The sequence below is a fragment of the Ralstonia sp. 25mfcol4.1 genome (assembly GCF_900104095.1).
GTDB lineage: Bacteria > Pseudomonadota > Gammaproteobacteria > Burkholderiales > Burkholderiaceae > Cupriavidus.
Window position 1 is genome coordinate 83,809 of record NZ_FNJO01000007.1, and the last position, 19,189, is coordinate 102,997.

Below are 19,189 nucleotides of genomic sequence, written 5' to 3' on the forward strand. Positions count from 1 at the left end.
AGATCAGCAACAACAACCGGATGGCCGTGTCATCCGCAACCGTTTTGGAGCCGTAAAGTGGACAAGAACATCAAGATCCTCGTGGTCGATGACTTCCCGACCATGCGTCGGATCATTCGCAACCTGCTCAAGGAGCTGGGGTTCACCAACGTCGAGGAAGCCGAAGACGGCGCCGCCGGCCTGGAAAAAGTCAAGGACGGCAGCTTCCAGTTCGTGGTGTCGGACTGGAACATGCCGAACATGGACGGCCTGACCATGCTGCAATCGATCCGTGCGATTCCCGAGATCGCCAAGACGCCGGTGCTGATGGTGACGGCCGAGGCCAAGAAGGAAAACATCATTGCGGCCGCGCAGGCTGGCGCCAATGGATATGTGGTCAAGCCGTTCACCGCCGCGACGCTGGACGAAAAGATCACGAAGATCTTCGAGAAGCTGGCTCAATAAGAAGAGGTACGCGACATGTCGACGACTCCGACTTTCAGCCAAGAATCGGCCGAGCAGATTATCCATCGCATCGGCAACCTGACGCGAATGCTGCGCGACAACATGCGGGAGCTGGGGCTCGACAAGGAAATCGAGAAGGCCGCCCTGGCCATTCCCGATGCACGCGACCGCCTGAGCTACATTGCCGCCATGACCGAGCAGGCGGCCGAGCGCACGCTCACCGCCGTCGAACTGGCGCAGCCGCTGCAGGAAGATCTGGAAAGCAAGGCCACCGCGCTGGACAAGCGTTGGGACGAGTGGTTCGCGCAACCCGTGGAGCTGGGCGACGCCCGCGCACTGGTGCTGGACACACGAGAATTCCTGACCGACGTTCCGCAGAAGGCCAAGGCGACCGGCAGCCACCTGCTTGAAATCATGATGGCCCAGGACTTCCAGGACCTGACCGGCCAGGTGATCAAGAAGATGATGGACATGATCCGCACCCTGGAGCAGGAACTGCTGCAGGTGCTGATCGACAACGTGCCGGCCGAGCGGCGCGTCGAAGCGCCCCCCACGCTCATGAACGGTCCGCAGATCAACCCCGAAGGCAAGACCGACGTGGTGTCGGACCAGTCGCAGGTGGACGACCTGCTGGCCAGCCTGGGCTTCTGAGCCCCGGCAAACGGGACGCGCCGGCAAGCTCGCCGGTGCGTCCCGGGCTTGTCGCGAGGATGCGCCGTACGCGCGTTTTCCGTCACATGGCGGCGCATTCGCTGGCACAATCGTGGGCAACCACGGTTTCCTACCGCCAGAGGGTCGCCCCCATGCATGCTCGCCGTACCGTCGTTGCAGTCTCCGTTGCCGCCGCACTTTGCGCATTCGCCGGCATCGCCCAGGGTCAGACGCTGACCGTCCCGCAGGTTTCCCCCAACGTTGACAGTGCCTATGCCCGGCTCGAAGCCGCGCCGCTTTACCAGAAGCTGATGGCCGACGTGCGCGCCGACGACGCGCGCGCGCTGGCGGAACTCAAGACCATGACCGAGATCCCGGCGCCGCCCTTCAAGGAAAAGGCGCGCGCCGAGTATTTCGTGTCCCGGCTCAAGGCGCTTGGCCTGACCGATGCCCATATCGATGCCGAAGGCAACGCCATCGGCATCCGCAAGGGCACCGGCAACGGCCCCCGGCTGCTGGTCTCCGCCCACCTCGATACCGTCTTTCCGGAAGGCACCGACGTCACGGTGAAGTCGCGTGACGGCAAGCTGTACGCGCCCGGTATCGGCGACGATACGCGCGGGCTTGCCGTGCTGCTGTCATGGCTCAAGGTGCTCAACGAGAACAAGGTGCGTACCGTCGGTGACCTGGTCTTTGTCGGCAACGTCGGCGAAGAGGAGCTGGGCAACCTGCGCGGCATGAAGGCGGTGTTCCGCGATCACCCCGATATCGATGGCATGGTGGGCATTGAGCCGGGCACCGGCGAACGCGTGCTGACGCAGGGTACCGGCAGCCATCGTTATGAAGTGACGTTCAAGGGCCCCGGCGGCCACAGCTTCGGCGCCTTCGGCCTGCCCAGCGCCATCCATGCGATGGGCCGCGCCATCGGCAAGATCGGCGACGTGAAGACGCCCACCGACCCCAAGACCACGTTCACGGTGGGCACGGTCGGCGGCGGCACGTCGGTGAACGCGATTGCCGGCGACGCCCGCATGGCCATCGATATCCGCTCGAACGGCACGCCGTCGCTGCTGGAAACCGAGAAGCACATCATGGACGCGATCGCCGCAGGCGTGGCCGAGGAAAATGCGCGCTGGAAGCCGGCCAAGGGGCAGGAAATCACGTACCAGGCGCGCATGATCGGCGATCGGCCCGCCGGCATCACGCCCACTGACTCGGTGATCGTGCAGTCGGCCGTGCGCGTGATCAAGGCGCACAGCAAGGAAGCCCCGTCGCTGCGCGGCGGCAGCACCGATGCCAACGTGCCGATGGCGCTGGGCATTCCGGCCATCATCATCGGCAGCGGCGGCAAGTCGGGCGGATCGCATTCGCGCGACGAGTGGTTCGACCCCACCAATGCCCATGAAGGCGCGCAATGGGGGCTGACCACGGTGCTCGGCCTGGTGGGCGTGGACGGCGTCGGCGACCCGCTGCTGGCAAAGCGGCCGGCCAGGCCGACGGCTACGCGCTGAGCGCGAAGCCGCGATCGAACGTGGTGGCCACGTCCAGCCGCTGCTTGAGCAGCCCCGCCTTCAGGTAGAAGTCGGCGGTCTGCTGCTGGATGGCCACCACATCCGCATCGATGGGCTGCCACTGGGTGCGGCGGCGCTCGAACTGCAGCCGCGCCGCCTCCGGCGGAATGCCGATGATGCGCGCCAGCGTGGCCGAGAACTCGGGCACGTGCTGGTACGACCAGACCTGCGCGCGCACCACGCGCTGGAGGAAGTCGGCCAGCACGGCCCGCTTGCTGGCCAGGGCGGCGTCGGTTGCCGCAAGATAGCTCAGGCCCGACCACAGCCCCCGTCCGCTCACCAGCACGCGCGCATGGCCGCTGGTTTCGGCCATCGCCGTATAGGGCTCCCAGGTGGACCACGCATCGACCGAGCCGTTGGTCAGGGCCAGCTTGGCGTCCGCGGGCGGCAGGAAGCGGAAGTCGGCATCCTCCGGTTTCAGGCCGGCCGATGCCAGCGCCTTGAGCGCGACGAAATGACCGATCGATCCGCGATTGGTGCCGATGCGCTTGCCCTTGAGGTCGGCCGCGGTCTTCAGCGGCGAATCGGGGCGCACAAGCACGGCGGTGCCGTAGGGATCCGAGCGGTTGGCGCCAATCAGACGGATGCGTGTACCGGCGGCCAGCGCGAAGATGGCGGGCGCATCGCCGATGGGCCCGCTGTCCACGGCCCCTGCATTGAGCGCTTCGGCCAGCGGTGCAGCAGCCGGGAATTCGGTCCACTGGATGTCATAGGCCAGCCCCTTGAGAGCGTCGGCCGACTCCAGCAGCGCGCGCAGGCCGCCCTTCTGGTCGCCGGCCTTCAATACCGGGCGGGGTTGGGCCCGCGCGGCGGCGGGCAACAGGGCAGACAAGGTGCCGGCGCTGGCGGCGTGCAGGAACTGGCGGCGGGAGCTGGACATGCGTGCGTACGAAATCAATGGCGGAAAGCCAGACCGTACGCTTGCCCCCGGCGCGGACCAACGAATGTTTTCGCGGTTTCTTATGCTTCGCACGGCAGCGGCCACGCTGCCGCGCCGGCCTGCCGCCTGCCGTGCCGGCCGCTACGTGCGCGGCGCCGGCGCGTTCTGCGCGAAGGCGGGGATGTCATGCAGGCGGCCCACAATTTCAGCGATGTTTGGCCAGCGTTGCGGCACGTCGAAACCCATGCGCGCCGCGCTGATGACCTGTGGGAACAGGTAGATGTCGGCAATCGTCGGCATATTGCCCGCTACATAGGGCCCCGTGCGGCGCGCGGCCAGGCGGTCTTCGACGGCGGTCAGGCCGACATCGACCCAATGGCGTGCCCACGCGGTGATGCCGTCGGCATCCATGCCTGGAACCTGGGATAGCCGCGCCGCCACACGCGGCGGCAGCAGCGGGTGGATCTCGCTGGCAATGGCCAGCGCAATGGCGCGAGAAAACGCGCGGTCTTCCGGGTTGGCGGGCAGCAGCGGCGGCGTGCGGAACCGTTCATCCAGGTATTCGATGATGGCAAGCGACTGGGTGACCAGTTCGCCGGTGTCGGTCTCCAGTGCCGGCACCAACCCCTGCGGGTTGATCGCACGGTACGCCGCCTGGCGCGACTGGGCCGCGTCGCCGAAGATCGTGACGGGCTGGACATCCACCGCCAGTCCTTTGATGGCCAGCGCAATCCGTACGCGCGATGTGGCCGATGAAACCTCGTTGGCATACAGCTTCATGACGATTCTCCAGAGGGTGCCGATTTGCGAAACAGGACGATGGGCGTAGCGTGATCGCCGTGCGTATCGGCGTTGTGTCATCGGACGCGCGCCCGGTATGCGTTTGTCTCGGGGCACCCGGCCGATACATTGCGACACAAAGCCCGGCGGCCCGTGACGGTTGCATCGCCGCCGCCCTTGCGCTTCAATGGGCGCCTCGGCCCTCCGGGCCCGCAACCTGCCGATGTCATTCATGGACCAGACCCCCGACACCCCCTCGCGTCCCGCCTTGCGCACGCTCACGCCGCTTGAGGCGCGTGTGGTAGCCGTATTGCTGGAAAAGCAGTACACCGTGCCCGATACCTACCCGCTGTCGCTGAACGCGCTGGCGTCCGGCTGCAACCAGAAAACCGCGCGCTCGCCCGTGATGAGCGTGACCGAGGCCGAGATCCTGACCGCGATCGATGGCCTGAAGTCGCTGAGCCTGGTCTTCGAGGGCAGCAGCAGCCGCGTGCCGCGCTTCGAGCAGAACCTGGGCAAGGTGCTGGGCGTGCCGAGCCAGTCCGCTGCGCTGCTGTCCACGCTGATGCTGCGCGGTCCGCAAACGGCTGCCGAACTGCGGTTGAATTCGGCACGGCTGCATGCCTTCGCGGACATTTCCTCGGTAGAGGCCTTTCTGGACGAACTGGTCGAACGCTCGCCGGCGCTGGTGGTGAAGCTGCCCCGCGCGCCCGGCGAGCGCGAAAGCCGCTGGATGCACCTGCTCTGCGGTGAAGTGGCCATGCCGGAACTGGTGGCGGCGTCGCCGCGCGGCGGCGCGGAAGCCACCGCATCGCCATCGGAATTCGAGGCCCTGCGCATCAGCCATCGCGCGCTCGAAGACAAGGTGGCACGGCTGCAGGCCCTGGTGCTGGAAATGGCCGGCCAGCTCGGCATCGAGGTCGAGCCCGGCAGGCTAGATTGAGACGAATCTGAAACGGTCACAACGTGTGTCCAAAGGGGCCGCGGCGGTTGATGCGGTGGTAGCCACCTTCGCGTGTTCAAGCGAAGGAGGTCACGGTGGAAATGCGGAACCCCGGTTCCACGACAGTCCGGATGCCGATCGCTGGTGTCGACACTGCGCAGACGCTGGATGAACGCATCGCCCCGGCGCTGCAGCGTGTGGTCAGGTCGGCGCGGGAATCGCTGCAGGCCCGGCACCGTCGCCAGCGTGCGGAAGATGCCAGCGCACTGATCCAGCACTGGAAGAGGAAATCACGCCGCAGGCATCGCGGATGCTGGGCTACCTGATTGGCGCCTTTGCCTGCTCGCACCAGGAACCCACGCTGCGGGCCGGGCTTGCTGCCTGGGGTGGCCTTCTCAACGCGGCACGACGGCCTGGCGCGGCTGCGCCGATGCTATGCCGAATACCTGCGCTTATGCGGTCGAAGCGGTGGGCGTACTAACAACTTCTGGTTGCTATTGGAGCAATTCACATCACCATTGTTTGGGAGCGACAGCCTGCCTACCATGGGTCTCAACGGCGCCGCTGCACACCTGACAAGGCAAGACGGCTCCGGAACGCTAACCGATCCGAATATCCAGGAGTCAGTCATGTCCCAATCGATCCAGTCCCAACACAACGGTAGCAAGGTGTGGTTTGTAACCGGCGCGTCGCGTGGCTTCGGCACGCTGATCGTACGTGCCGCGCTGCAGCGCGGTGATCGTGTGATTGCAACGGCACGTAATCCTCAGCAAGTGATCGAAGCCTTCGGCGAGCAGCCGAACCTGCTGGCGGTCAAGGTTGACGTCACCCGGGAGGAAGACGCCGTCGAGGCGGTGCGTCAGGGTGTCCAGCGCTTTGGCCGTATCGACGTGCTCGTCAACAATGCCGGATTTGGGCTCCTTGGCGCCGTGGAGGAAACGGCAGTAACCGAAGCGAAGGCTAACTTCGACACCAATGTGTTCGGCCTGCTGGCCGTATCGCGGGCCGTGCTGCCGCAGATGCGCAAGCAGCGCAGCGGCCATGTGATCAATATCTCGTCGCTTGGTGGGTATTCGGCCTACTACGGCTGGGGTGTCTACGGTGCGTCGAAGTTCGCGGTGGAAGGGCTGACGGAAGCCATGTCGCAGGAACTGGCACCGCTTGGCATCCATGCGACCGTCGTGGAGCCGGGCTTCTTCCGCACGGACTTCCTCAACGACAACTCGCTGGTGTCGACGAAGGCCGTCATCGACGACTACGCCGAAACGGTGGGCCAGATGCGGGTCTTTGCCAAGGGCGCCAACCATGCACAGCCGGGCGACCCGAACAAGCTGACCGCGGCCATCCTGCGCCTGGCCGACAGCGAGCAGCCGCCGCTGCGCCTGCCGCTGGGTTCCGATGCCGTGGCCCGGATCGAAGCCAAGCACCAGGCGGTGGAGGCCGAGCTGGCCGCGTGGCGCGAGCTGTCGGTGTCGACCGACCATGACGATGTGGTCCGCTAAGCGATCGCCGGCCGGCCGGCGCGGCATGTAACCCCATATGTATACAGGCACAGGACCCTCGGCGCCGCCGTCGGTTCTGGATGTCACGCGCGATCTGTGACATCATCGGTGCCGATCCCGTCCGAACCGGACGAGATCGGCACAATTTGGCGTTCCGGCCCTAAAGATCGCCATCCCCCGGGCCGTTATTTCCGCTGCCCCCCTCATTCCTGAAACAGGCACCTGTTTCCCCGCCTTTTCCCCCCAATGCCTTGCCCCTCGGGATTTGATAATCCTCGGTGACGAAGTGCCGCCCGCGCGCTTTGCACTGGAGCATTCATGTCCGAGGAAAGCGATCTCGAGAAAACCGAACCCGCCTCACCCCGGCGCCTTGAAAAGGCGCGCGAGGAGGGGCAGGTGGTGCGTTCGCGCGAGCTCGGCACGTTCGTGATGCTGATGACGGGCGTGCTGGGCCTGTACGTCATGGGCGGCACGCTCGGCCGCAAGCTGAATTCGGTCATGCAGGCCACGCTGGCCTTCGAGCCGGCCACGGCCTTCGACACCAACCGCATGCTGTCGCAGTTCGGCATGGCGATCTGGGATAGCCTGCTGGCGTTTTTTCCGCTGCTGCTGATGTTTGGCGTGGCGGCCCTGATCGCACCGCTGGCGCTGGGCGGGTGGAGCTTTTCGACCAAGTCGTTCTCGCCCGATTTCTCGCGCCTGTCGCCGTTGCAGGGCCTTGGCCGCATGTTCTCGTCGCACACGCTCGTGGAACTGATCAAGGCCATCGCCAAGTCGCTGCTGGTGGGCTGCGTGGGCGCATGGATGGTCTGGCACATGCTGCCCGAGGCCATCGCGCTGATGAATGCGCCGGTCCACGAGGCGCTGCTGCACATGATGGAGATGGTGCTGTACGTGTGCGGCATGGTGGCCGGGTCGCTGCTGCTGGTGGCGGCCATCGACACGCCGTGGCAGCTCTGGACGTTCTACAAGAAGCTCCGCATGACCAAGGAAGAGGTCAAGCAGGAGATGAAGGAAACCGATGGCGATCCGCACATCAAGGCCCGTATCCGCCAGCAGCAGCGGGCCATTGCGCGGCGCCGGATGATGTCCGAGGTGCCCAAGGCCGACGTGGTGGTGACCAACCCCACCCACTTCGCCGTGGCGCTGAAATACGACGAAGGCGCGCGCTGGAACGCGCCGCGCGTCGTGGCAAAGGGCGCCGACGAAGTGGCGGCTCGCATCCGCGAGCTGGCCAACGAGCATCGCGTGCCGGTGCTGTCCGCCCCGCCGCTGGCGCGGGCGCTGCACCGGCATGTGGAACTGGGCCACGAAATCCCTGCGGGCCTGTATACCGCCGTGGCCGAGGTCCTGGCCTGGGTTTATCAATTGAAGAACTGGCACTACAGCTACGGTCCGCAGCCCGATTCGCCGACCGAACTGCTGGTGCCGGATGAACTTGCCGTACCGGAAAGCCGCGCATGAACGCACTGACCAACCTTTTCAACATGCCCGCACTGCGGGGTGGCGCCCAGATGAAGGCGCTGGCTGGCCCGCTGCTGATCGTCATGATCCTCGGCATGATGATCCTGCCGCTGCCGGCGTTCATCCTGGACCTGCTCTTCACCTTCAACATCGCGCTGTCGATCATGGTGCTGCTGGTGGGCATGTACACCCAGCGCCCGCTGGACTTTGCCGCCTTCCCGGCCGTGCTGCTGTTCTCCACGCTGCTGCGCCTGTCGCTGAACGTGGCGTCCACCCGCGTGGTGCTGCTCGAAGGCCATACCGGCCCCGATGCCGCCGGCAAGGTGATCGAGGCCTTCGGCCACTTCCTGGTGGGGGGCAATTTCGCGGTCGGTATCGTGGTGTTCGCGATCCTGGTCGTGATCAACTTCATGGTGATTACCAAGGGCGCGGGCCGTATCGCCGAAGTTGGCGCGCGCTTCATGCTCGATGCCATGCCCGGCAAGCAGATGGCCATCGACGCCGACCTGAACGCCGGCCTGATCAACGAGGAAGGCGCCCGCAAGCGCCGCTCCGAAGTGGCACAGGAATCGGACTTCTACGGTGCCATGGACGGCGCGTCGAAGTTCGTGCGCGGCGATGCCATTGCCGGCCTGCTGATCATGTTCATCAACGTGGCGGCCGGCATGGTCGTGGGCATGGTGCAGCACGACCTGGACTTCGGCACCGCCGTTCACAACTACACGCTGCTGACGATCGGTGACGGCCTGGTGGCGCAGATCCCGGCGCTGGTGATCTCCACGGCCGCCGGTGTGATCGTGTCGCGCGTGTCGAACGAGCAGGATGTCGGCCAGCAGCTGACCGGCCAGCTGTTCTCGAACCCGCGCGTGATGTTCATCACCGCCGCCATCATCGGCACGATGGGCCTGATCCCGGGCATGCCGCACTTTGCCTTCCTGCTGCTCGCCGGCGGCCTGATCTGGTTCGGCCGCTATCAGATGCGCCGCGAGGTCAAGGCCACCGAAACCAAGGCCCAGGAAGAGCGCAGCCCGGCCGTGCAGGCCGAAGTGGCCGAAGCCACGTGGGAAGACGTGACGATGGTCGACCCGCTGGGCATGGAAGTGGGCTATCGCCTCATTACCCTGGTGGATCGCGCGCAGAACGGCGAACTGCTGGGCCGCATCAAGAGCATCCGCAAGAAGATGGCGCAGGACATCGGCTTCCTGGTGCCGGTGGTACATATCCGGGACAACCTCGAACTGAAGCCCAACGCGTACCGCATCACGCTCAAGGGCGTGGAGATCGGCAGCGGAGAGGCCAATCCGGGCCAGTGGATGGCCATCAACCCGGGCCAGGTCAGCGGTACGCTGCCCGGCGCCGCCACGCGCGACCCCGCTTTCGGCCTGCCGGCCGTGTGGATCGATGCCGCACTCAAGGAGCAGGCGCAGGCCTACGGCTACACGGTGGTGGATGCCAGCACCGTGGTGGCCACGCACCTGAACCACCTGATCCAGATGCATGCATCGGAACTGCTGGGACGCCAGGAAGTGCAGGCGCTGCTGGACCGCATCACCAAGGAAGCCCCGAAGCTGACCGAGGATCTGGTGCCGAAGACGATCTCGCTGACCGGCCTGCAGAAGGTACTGCAGAACCTGCTCGACGAAGGTGTGGCGATCCGCGACATGCGCACCATCCTGGATGTGGTGGCCGACAACGCCCCGAAGATCAACGATCCGGCCGAGCTGACCACGCTGGTGCGCGTGTCGCTGGGCCGCGCGATCACGCAGCAGCTGTTCCCCAACAACGCCGACATGCAGGTGATCGGCCTGGACGCGGGCCTGGAACGTGTGCTGACGCAGGCGCTGGCCAACGGCGGCGGCATCGAGCCGGGCCTGGCCGATGCGCTGCTGCAGCAGGCACAGGGCGCCGTGGTGCGCCAGGAACAGCTGGGCCTGGATCCGGTGCTGCTGGTGCCGCCCCCGATGCGACCGCTGATGGCGCGCTTCCTGCGCCGCACGCTGCCGCAGCTGAAGGTGCTGTCGCACGCCGAAGTACCGGACAACCGCAACATTCGCATCACCGCCATGATCGGCGGCGCAGCGTGAGGACTGAACAATGAGCGTGGCAAAGTTTGTGGCGGCCAACGGCCGCGAAGCGATGCGCAAGGTGCGCGAGGCCATGGGCCCCGACGCCGTGGTGCTCTCCAACCGCTCCATCGAGGGCGGCGTGGAAATCGTGGCGATGCGCGACGCGGACCTGGGCGCCGTGAGCGCTGGCGCGCAGATGTACCAGCCGTCCGCGCTGCCGCCTTCGCTGTCGCAGCCGATGCCGCCGTCGTCGCTTTCGTCGCTTTCGTCGCCGTCGTCGCCGTCGCCGGTGCCAATGCTCCAGTCTCTGCACGCGCTGCATCCGGCCAGCCCCGAGCCGTTCATGCCGCTGGGCGCCATGACGGCACCGTCCGCGCCATCGGCCTTGTCCGCCGGCATCGGTCAGGAAGAGGCGATGCTGGGCGACCTGCGCGGTGAGCTGGCGTCGATGCGTTCGATGCTGGAACGCCAGTTTGCCGGGCTGTCGCAAGGTACGAACGGCGTGGCTGCTGGCGATCCACTGCGTGAATCGCTGTTCGAGTGGATGGTCAATGCAGGCTTCTCCGGCCAGCTGTCGCGCACGCTGCTGTCGCGCCTGCCGGTGGGCACCGACCGCCCGGCGGCTATGGCCTGGATCCGCCAGGAGCTGGCCAGCAAGGTGCCGGTGCTGACCGACGAGGATTCGCTGTTTGCCCAGGGCGGCGTGCTGGCGTTGATCGGCCCGACCGGTGTGGGCAAGACCACCACCACCGCCAAGCTGGCTGCGCGCTTCGTGCTGCGCCACGGGCCGCAAAGCCTGGCGCTGCTGACGACGGACCGGTTCCGGATCGGCGCCCATGAGCAGCTACGCATTTACGGTGACATCCTGGGCGTGCCCGTGCATGCGGTGAAGGACGCCGCCGATCTGCGCTTTGCGCTGTCGGCCATGAAGGACAAGCACCTGGTCATCATCGACACCGTCGGCATGAGCCAGCGCGACCGCAGCCTGTCCGACCAGATCGGCATGCTGGCCGGCGTGCAGGCGCCGATGCAGCGCGTGCTGCTGCTCAACGGCGCAGCCCACGGCGACACGCTTAACGAGGTGGTGCATGCCTATCGCAACGACGCAGCCGGCGCGGCCGGTGGCATCGACGGATGCATCATCAGCAAGCTCGACGAAGCCACGCACCTGGGATCGGTGCTCGACGTGGTGATCCGCCATCGCCTGCCCGTGTTCTACGCGTCTACCGGCCAGCGCGTGCCCGAACACCTGGAACTGGCACAGGCCGGCGCGCTGGTCGAGCGCGCATTCCTGACGCCGCGCCGTGGATCGCTGTTCAATGACGCCGACGTGGCGCGCCGCCAGGCGGGCAGCGCCGAGGCCGCCGCGCCGGCCAGGATCGAACGTAGCGGCGCGGACGACATGCTGCGCTCGCTGACCGACAGCGCCAACGCGGTGGGGGTTTGCGTCGACGAACTCAATGCGGCCCAGTACGGCTTCGGCGTGGCCCGCCAGCTCTGGCAGCATCGCGCGGCCGGTGTGTCGGCGCTGCGCCCGATGGTGCAGCAAGTGCGCCTGGCCATGTGCCGCGACGCCAGCCGCGCGTGCGACCGCTATGTGCTGGCCGTCACGCAGAGCGTGGCGCAGACCGTGCAGGGCCGACGCGCGCCGCAGATGATGCAGCACACGCTGTGGCTGGCCGACCGTGACGGCATGCCGCTGGCCAGCACCGTCGTGCCGGCGGGCCGCGCCCGTCAGTCTCTGGCCGAAGCCGAGGCCGATGCCGAAGCCGCCACCGTGCGTGCCACGCTGGCCGCCGCCCGGACCGTGGTCAACCTGAACACGTCACTGCCGAGCCCGGCGACGCTGGCACGCTGGCAGCAGCTGGGCGAACGCTGGATCGCCGGCACGCGCAAGACCATGCGAGTCATTGCAGAGGGCCTGGCCAACAAGCTCGACACCGTTGCCGATACGCTGACGTTCCATGCCGTGGGCGACGTGACCTGCCGCGACCGCGCCGCCGCGCACTGGCTGGCGCACTGCACGGTCCGCATTCCCGAAGGCCAGGTGCGCACCGCCGCGCGCGGCCGTGGCAATGCCGCCGAGGCCGGCATCGAGGCCTGCCTGGTGGTGTCGCGCATGATCGACCACGAAACCGGCGACACGCTGTCGGTCGAATATGTGCTGTGCGATCCGGCGCTGGCCGGCGATGCCGCGCAGGTGGCACGCTGGTCGCACTGGACGGTTGCCGCCGAAGAACAGTTCCGCACGCTGCGCCACGCCATCGAGCACTTCGCTCAGGAAGGCGATGCCGACGCGTCGCTGTGCGCCGGCATGGTGGCGGTACAGCTGGGCCTGACCGCGCTGCGCCTGCAACACACGCCCACGCCCACGGCGCCTGCTTTCCTGTCGCGCCTGGCCGGCCGGGCTTCGGCACGCGTCAATGCGCCGGTGCCGGGTGCCGTGCTCAACGAAGGCATGGGCCGTTTGCTGGCACTGCTGGACGTGCTTGAAAACTATCCGGGCCGTGGCATGGCGGCTGCTGCGCCGACGATGACCGACGCGCCGGAGCCGGCCGCGTCGGCCATGCACGCAATGGCGACCATGGACACCATGGACGCGCTGGATACCATCGACGCCACGCCGCAGCTTGCGGCCGCCGGGGAGTAAGTGTTGAACACGATGGCCACCGATCAGGCCGAAAGCCTGCGCCGCCTGCTGGCACCGCGCGTGACGCGGCGGATCGCCGTGGTAGGGGCGGAACAGGGCGTCGGCACGACCACGGTGGCGCTGGGTCTGGCCAACGCGCTGGCGATGCAGGGCGAGCGCGTGCTGCTGGCGGACGAAGACATGTACGGCGCCCGGGCGATGCGGCTCGCTGGCGCCGCGCCGGCAGCCACGCTGGCTGATGTGCTCGATGGCCGGGCAGCGCTGGCCGCCGCGGCCGGCACGCGCGGTGCCAGCGGCATTGCCGTGCTGCAGGCGGGCCCGATCACCGTCCGTCCCGACGAGCGTGGGCTGGCGGCGCGATTGGCAGACGTGCGCTCGATGCTGATCGACACGCGGCGGGACGTCACCGGGGCGCTGTCGCCACTGGCGGGCATGGCCCACAACTTTGTGATCGTCATGCGCCCGGAGGCCACGTCGATCACCGCCGCCTATGCATGCATCAAGCGGCTGCATCACGAATACGCATGCCGTCACTTCCAGCTGGTCGTCAATCTGGCGGCCGCTGAGGGGACGGTCACGGCGCTCGCGCGCAACCTGGCCCGCACGGCGAGCCAGTACCTGGGCGTGGAGGCCAGCCTGGCAGGGTACCTGCCGATGGACCCGCTGGTGGCGCGTGCGCTCCAGCTTGGGCGGTGCGTGGTGGAGGCGTATCCCGCCGCTGCGGCCACCGGTGCATTGCGGCACATCGCCAGCGGTATCGGCGCTTGGCCGCTGCGTCACGAAGCATCGCCCCTGGGAATGGCCTCGGCCGTTGCCGCATAAACGCGAAGAACAAGAAGTCTCGACAAGACCGGAAACTCAGCCTGCCAGCCGCCGATTTTCAGCCTCTCCGGCGCTGGCACAAACAGTAAGCATTTAACGAGAGTTCCACCATGTATACGATTCAGGGAAAGCTCGAGCAGGCCGACGTGGTCAAGTCACACGCGCCACTGGTGCGGCGCATCGCGCTGCAGCTGGCGGCCAAGCTGCCCGCCAGCGTACAGATCGACGACCTGATACAGGCCGGCATGATCGGCCTGCTCGACGCTGCCAAACGCTATGAAGACAACCATGGCGCCCGGTTCGAGACCTACGCAAGCCAGCGCATTCGCGGCGCCATGCTCGACGAGGTGCGTGCCAACGACTGGCAATCGCGCAGCCTGCGCCAGTTCACGCGCAAGATCGAGCGTACGCAGCGTCAGCTGGAGCAGAAGCTTGGCCGCACGCCGATCGATTCGGAGGTGGCCAAGGAACTGGAAATGCCGCTCGAGGAATACCAGGAGCTGCTGAACGAGGTCTACGGCTGCCAGCTGCTGCACTATGAAGACTTCGAACGCTCGGGCGAGGAAGACTTCCTCGATCGCCACCTGGGCGTCACCGACGACGGCAACCCGCTGACCGTGCTGATGGAATCGGGCATGCGCGAGGCGCTGATCCGCGCCATCGACAAGCTGCCCGAGCGCGAAAAGCTGGTGCTGTCGCTGTGCTACGACCAGGAACTGAACCTGCGCGAAATCGGCGCGGTGCTGGAAGTGACGGAATCGCGCGTGTGCCAGATCCGCAGCCAGGCCATCGGGCGCCTGCGCACCCAACTGCGCGGGATGCTGTGATGCGGCGCGCCCTGGTCCTGGCCGCGGCGTGTGCGATGGGTCCGGCGGCGGCCCACGCGCAAACTTACGCGCCGGTCTTCACGAAGGCCACCTATGAACTGACCGGCTCGCGGTTTGCGTGGACGGCATCGTCGGTGGGGCCGCAGATCACGAACAAGGGACAGCGCGCACTGTCTTCGCCTGTGATGCCGCTGGCAACGATGCCGCAGGCCATGGGCCGCATCACGTCGGTACGCTGGCGCTACAGCTTCACGCGCACCCCGCCCGTGGACCTGCAGGCGTACCTGTGCAATGCCGACCGTTGCGTGCTGCTGGCCGGCGCCGAGGGCAAGACCGATGCCTTCGTCGGCGACGATGCCACCAAGGGCTTTGTCTTTGCCTATCGCGTACCGGGCCAGGGCGGCCTCACGCCAATGCTCCAGGGCCGCAGCAATGAGGTGACCGTCAGCTACCGCTGAGCGCCACGGCCGCCACGGCCACTACGGCCACCACGGCCACCACGGCCACCACGGCTTTTTCCGGGCCGGCTGATCCACGCCGATACTTCCGGGGACTTCCCTGCATTCCCCCTTGCCACCGTCCCGATGCGGCCGGTGGCACGCTTCCTGCGCCTTTCCGCCCAAGCAACGTGCGGCAAGCGCGACATTTGTCCGCTGCGCGGTATCCCTTTGCGTATCCCCGGCGGCATTGTGTCTGCCATGTCCGCTGGCGCCATGTAATTCCTACGTGCAAGTCCCGCCACGTTGCCGTCCTCTGTCCGTCATCTGTCAGCCAGAAAGGATCCAACGACATGGAAGAATTCAGCGACATCAAGCTTTCGCGGCGGGAATTCGTGATGGCAGGCGCGGCGTCGGTCAGCGCCGCCGCCTTGCCCGCCGGCGCCGCCACCGCCCCGCCATCCCGGGTCAGCCCCGGCGCCCTCAAGCCGGTGGCGTCGAACGTATCGTTCATCGTCAATGGGCAGCCGCGCTCACTGACGCTGGACACGCGCACCACGCTGCTCGACGCACTGCGCGAGCACCTGCACCTGTCCGGCACCAAGAAGGGCTGCGACCACGGCCAGTGCGGCGCCTGCACGGTGATCGTCGACGGCCGGCGCCTCAATTCCTGCCTGACCCTCGCCGTCATGCACGAGGGTGCCAGAATCACCACCGTGGAAGGGCTAGGCACGCCGAACAACATGCATCCGATGCAGGTGGCCTTCGTCAAGCATGACGGCTACCAGTGCGGCTATTGCACGCCCGGCCAGATCTGTTCGGCCGTTGCCGTGCTCGACGAGGTGCGCGCGGGCATCCCGAGCCATGTCACGCCCGACCTGAACACGCGGCCGCATCTGTCGCCCGGTGAGATCCGGGAGCGGATGAGCGGCAATATCTGCCGCTGCGGCGCGTACTCGAATATCCTCGACGCCATCACCGAGGTCGCGGGGAGCCAGACATGAACCCGTTCACCTACGAGCGCGTGACCACGCCGGCGGACGCGGCGGCGGCAGCCATGAAGACGCCCGGTGCCCGCTTCATCGCCGGAGGTACCAACCTGCTCGACCTGATGAAGCTCGGCATCGAAACGCCAACGCATCTGATCGACGTGAATGGTCTGGCGCTGGACAAGATAGAGCCGTCGCAGCAAGGGGGCCTGCGTATCGGCGCGCTGGTGCGCAATACCGACCTGGCTGCGGATGCGCGCGTGCGGCGCGATTACGGCGTACTGTCGCGCGCACTGCTGGCAGGCGCGTCTGGCCAGTTGCGCAACCGCGCCACCACGGCGGGCAACCTGCTGCAGCGCACGCGGTGCCCCTACTTCTACGACACGGCCCAGCCGTGCAACAAGCGCCAGCCGGGCAGCGGCTGCGCGGCGATTGGCGGCTTCAGCCGTCAACTGGCCGTGATCGGCGGCAGCAACGCCTGCATAGCCACGCATCCCAGCGATATGGCAGTGGCCATGCGTGTGCTCGATGCCAGTGTGGAGACGGTTCGCCCCGGCGGGCAGCACCGCGTGATCCCGATCGCCGATTTCCATCGTCTGCCAGGCAATACGCCACACATCGAAACGGCGCTGGAACCTGGCGAGCTGATTACGGCGGTGACGCTGCCGCCGCCGGTGGGCGGCGCGCAGCTGTATCGCAAGGTGCGCGACCGGGCCTCGTACGCGTTCGCGCTGGTCTCCGTGGCCGCGATCCTGCAGCCGGACGGCACCGGACGCGTGGCGCTGGGCGGCGTGGCCCACAAACCATGGCGCGTGGATGCCGCCGATGCGGAACTGCCGCACGGGCCCACGGCCGTCACGCAGCGGCTGCTGGACGGCGCCACGCCGCAGGCCGACAACGCGTTCAAGGTGCAACTGGTGCGGCGGACGCTGGCCGCCGTGATGACGCAGGCAAACGGGGTCAAGCCATGAAATTCGACACACCCGCCACTACCAATCCCATCGACACGGGCCGCATGGTCGGTCAGGCGGTGGACCGTATCGACGGCGCGCGCAAGACCACTGGCACGGCCACCTATGCCTATGAATGGCATGACGTGGCGCCGAACCCCGCCTACGGCTACGTCGTGGGCGCCGGCATCGGCAAGGGCCGCATCCGGGCCATGCATCTGGACGATGCGCGCCGCGCGCCGGGCGTGCTGGCCATCGTTACCGCGCAGAATGCCGGCAATCTGGGCAAGGCCAAGCGCAATACCGCCAAACTGCTGGGCGGGCCCGAAATCCAGCACTATCACCAGGCCATCGCGCTGGTGGTAGCCGACACGTTCGAGCAGGCACGCGCCGCCGCGCAGTTGATTCGCGTGGACTACGCGCCCGAGAAAGGCCGGTTCGACCTGGACGAGGCGTGCTGCTTTGCCACCAAGCCAAAGAAGGACGCGACGCCCGATACGGCGGTCGGCGATTTCGCTGGCGCGTTTGCGGCTGCCGCCGTGCAGCTGGATGCCCGCTACACCACGCCCGATCAGTCGCATTGCATGATGGAGCCGCATGCGTCGATGGCAGCCTGGTCCGGCGACGAGGTCACGATCTGGACATCGAACCAGATGGTGGCGTGGGCTCACGAGGATATGGCGACCACGCTGGGCATCCCAAAGGAAAAGGTACGCATCGTCTCGCCGTTCATCGGCGGCGGCTTCGGCGGCAAGCTCTTCCTGCGCGCCGAATCGCTGCTGGCCGTGCTGGGCGCGCGCGCCGTACACCGGCCGGTCAAGGTGGCGCTGACGCGGCCGCAGATGCCGAACAACACCACGCACCGGCCCGCGACGATCCAGCGCATCCGCATTGGTGCGAATCGAGACGGTCGGATCACGGCCATTGGCCACGAGAGCTGGTCTGGCGATCTCGAAGGCGGCGAGCCCGAGACCGCCGTGATGCAGACGCGCTTGCTCTATGCGGGCGCCAACCGCATGACATCGATGCGGCTCGCGACGCTGGACCTGCCCGAAGGCAATGCGATGCGCGCGCCTGGCGAGGCACCGGGCCTGATGGCGCTGGAAATCGCCATCGACGAGATGGCCGTGAAGCTGGGCATGGACCCCGTGCAGTTCCGCATCCTCAACGACACCCAGGTTGATCCGGAAAAGCCTGAGCGGCCGTTCTCGCAGCGCCACTTCGTGGAATGCCTGCGCCTGGGGGCGGAACGTTTCGGCTGGAGCCGTCGCAACCCGCAGCCGGGGTCGATGCGCGAAGGCCAATGGCTGATCGGCATGGGCATGGCATCCGCGTTCCGGAACAATCTGGTGACGAAGTCGGGCGCGCGGGCCGGGATCGATTCCAGCGGCATGGTCGTCGTGGAAACCGACATGACCGATATCGGCACCGGCAGCTACACGATCATCGCGCAGACCGCTGCTGAAATGATGGGCGTGCCGCTTGACCGCGTGGTGGTGCGGCTTGGCGATTCCGCCTTCCCGGTGTCATCCGGGTCGGGCGGCCAGTGGGGCGGCAACAGTTCCACCTCTGGTGTCTACGCGGCGTGCGCGAAGCTGCGCCAGACCATTGCCGAACGCGCCGGCCTGAAGGCGGAAGACGCAGTATTCGAGGAGGGACAGGTGCGCGCCGGTGGGCGCAGCGTGCCGCTGGCGCAGTTCGCGGGGGTATCGGTCGAGGATTCGATCGAATTTGGCGACCTCGACAAGAAATACCAACAGTCCACCTTCGGCGGGCACTTCGTGGAAGTGGCCGTGGACCTGGCTACGGCGGAAGTGCGCGTACAGCGGATGCTGGCCGTGTGCTCGGCGGGGCGGATCCTGAATCCGAAGTCGGCGCGCAGCCAGGTGATCGGGGCGATGACGATGGGTGTGGGCGCGGCGCTGATGGAAGCCCTGCATGTCGACAAGCGCGTGGGCTTCTTCGCCAACCACGACCTGGCCAGCTACGAGGTGCCGGTACATGCCGACATCCCGCACCAGGAAGTGATCTTCCTCGACGAGACCGATCCGATCTCGTCACCGATGAAGGCCAAGGGCGTGGGCGAGCTGGGCATCTGTGGCGTGGCGGCCGCGGTGGTGAATGCCGTGTATCACGCCACCGGCGTGCGCATGCGCGACTATCCGGTAACGCTGGACAAGCTGCTGGCGGGCATGCCGGTGGTGGCCTGACGG

General features: G+C 66.9%; 17 protein-coding genes. 15 read left to right on the forward strand and 2 right to left on the reverse strand.

The genetic code is table 11. The features are described from left to right. The first annotated feature begins 57 nt into the window (after nt 1–57). From cheY to BLQ58_RS14115, 3 genes are all read left to right on the forward strand, one after another. Nucleotides 58–444, forward strand: coding sequence for a chemotaxis response regulator CheY (gene cheY, locus BLQ58_RS14105; protein WP_029051667.1), 387 nt, complete (start codon nt 58–60; stop codon nt 442–444). A 15-nt stretch (nt 445–459) separates the two neighbouring features. Further along, nucleotides 460–1,095 (forward strand): protein phosphatase CheZ, encoded by a 636-nt coding sequence (gene cheZ / locus BLQ58_RS14110; protein WP_029051668.1) that lies wholly within the window; start codon nt 460–462, stop codon nt 1,093–1,095. 152 nt (nt 1,096–1,247) lie between these two features. Continuing rightward, nucleotides 1,248–2,606: a M20/M25/M40 family metallo-hydrolase gene (locus BLQ58_RS14115; RefSeq protein WP_092598856.1), complete on the forward strand. Its 1,359-nt coding sequence runs from the start codon at nt 1,248–1,250 to the stop codon at nt 2,604–2,606. Here the strand turns inward: BLQ58_RS14115 and BLQ58_RS14120 are convergent. Both BLQ58_RS14120 and maiA read right to left on the reverse strand, forming a co-directional pair. Then, nucleotides 2,596–3,546 carry an ABC transporter substrate-binding protein gene (locus tag BLQ58_RS14120; RefSeq protein ID WP_029051670.1) on the reverse strand — a complete coding sequence of 317 codons (951 nt, stop codon included), beginning with the start codon at nt 3,544–3,546 and terminating at the stop codon, nt 2,596–2,598. The genes BLQ58_RS14115 and BLQ58_RS14120 overlap by 11 nt on opposite strands. A 141-nt stretch (nt 3,547–3,687) precedes the next feature. After that, nucleotides 3,688–4,326 (reverse strand): maleylacetoacetate isomerase, encoded by a 639-nt coding sequence (gene maiA, locus BLQ58_RS14125; RefSeq protein ID WP_092598859.1) that lies wholly within the window; start codon nt 4,324–4,326, stop codon nt 3,688–3,690. A 232-nt stretch (nt 4,327–4,558) separates the two neighbouring features. Between maiA and BLQ58_RS14130 the strand changes: the two genes are divergently transcribed. The 12 genes from BLQ58_RS14130 (at nt 4,559) to paoC (ending at nt 19,186) form a co-directional block, all read left to right on the forward strand. Further along, entirely contained in the window at nt 4,559–5,269 is a 711-nt protein-coding gene (locus BLQ58_RS14130) for a YceH family protein (RefSeq protein WP_092599482.1), read from the forward strand. 131 nt (nt 5,270–5,400) lie between these two features. Beyond that, nucleotides 5,401–5,595: a hypothetical protein gene (locus BLQ58_RS14135; RefSeq protein ID WP_029051685.1), complete on the forward strand. Its 195-nt coding sequence runs from the start codon at nt 5,401–5,403 to the stop codon at nt 5,593–5,595. A gap of 303 nt (nt 5,596–5,898) precedes the next feature. Beyond that, nucleotides 5,899–6,771, forward strand: coding sequence for an oxidoreductase (locus BLQ58_RS14140; protein WP_049815998.1), 873 nt, complete (start codon nt 5,899–5,901; stop codon nt 6,769–6,771). Between the two features lie 318 nt (nt 6,772–7,089). After that, the gene (gene flhB, locus BLQ58_RS14145; RefSeq protein WP_029051687.1) at nt 7,090–8,235 is read left to right on the forward strand and encodes a flagellar biosynthesis protein FlhB; all 1,146 of its coding nucleotides are present in this window, start codon (nt 7,090–7,092) and stop codon (nt 8,233–8,235) included. After that, nucleotides 8,232–10,319 carry a flagellar biosynthesis protein FlhA gene (gene flhA, locus BLQ58_RS14150; RefSeq protein WP_092598862.1) on the forward strand — a complete coding sequence of 696 codons (2,088 nt, stop codon included), beginning with the start codon at nt 8,232–8,234 and terminating at the stop codon, nt 10,317–10,319. The genes flhB and flhA overlap by 4 nt, the downstream gene beginning before the upstream one ends. A gap of 10 nt (nt 10,320–10,329) precedes the next feature. Continuing rightward, on the forward strand, nt 10,330–12,951 hold the full coding sequence (gene flhF, locus BLQ58_RS14155; RefSeq protein WP_092598865.1) for a flagellar biosynthesis GTPase FlhF: 2,622 nt from the start codon (nt 10,330–10,332) through the stop codon (nt 12,949–12,951). A 12-nt stretch (nt 12,952–12,963) separates the two neighbouring features. Further along, nucleotides 12,964–13,773 (forward strand): MinD/ParA family ATP-binding protein, encoded by an 810-nt coding sequence (locus tag BLQ58_RS14160; protein WP_092599485.1) that lies wholly within the window; start codon nt 12,964–12,966, stop codon nt 13,771–13,773. A gap of 110 nt (nt 13,774–13,883) precedes the next feature. Next, nucleotides 13,884–14,600: an RNA polymerase sigma factor FliA gene (locus BLQ58_RS14165; protein ID WP_092598868.1), complete on the forward strand. Its 717-nt coding sequence runs from the start codon at nt 13,884–13,886 to the stop codon at nt 14,598–14,600. A gap of 35 nt (nt 14,601–14,635) precedes the next feature. After that, nucleotides 14,636–15,058: a flagellar protein FlhE gene (locus BLQ58_RS14170; protein ID WP_254775964.1), complete on the forward strand. Its 423-nt coding sequence runs from the start codon at nt 14,636–14,638 to the stop codon at nt 15,056–15,058. Nucleotides 15,059–15,390: 332 nt separating this feature from the next. Then, nucleotides 15,391–16,041, forward strand: coding sequence for an aldehyde dehydrogenase iron-sulfur subunit PaoA (gene paoA, locus BLQ58_RS14175; RefSeq protein WP_092598874.1), 651 nt, complete (start codon nt 15,391–15,393; stop codon nt 16,039–16,041). After that, nucleotides 16,038–16,997, forward strand: a complete 960-nt coding sequence (locus tag BLQ58_RS14180; protein WP_092598877.1) for an FAD binding domain-containing protein — start codon at nt 16,038–16,040, stop codon at nt 16,995–16,997. The genes paoA and BLQ58_RS14180 overlap by 4 nt, the downstream gene beginning before the upstream one ends. Continuing rightward, the gene (paoC, locus tag BLQ58_RS14185; RefSeq protein WP_092598880.1) at nt 16,994–19,186 is read left to right on the forward strand and encodes an aldehyde oxidoreductase molybdenum-binding subunit PaoC; all 2,193 of its coding nucleotides are present in this window, start codon (nt 16,994–16,996) and stop codon (nt 19,184–19,186) included. The genes BLQ58_RS14180 and paoC overlap by 4 nt, the downstream gene beginning before the upstream one ends. The last annotated feature ends 3 nt before the right edge of the window (nt 19,187–19,189 follow it).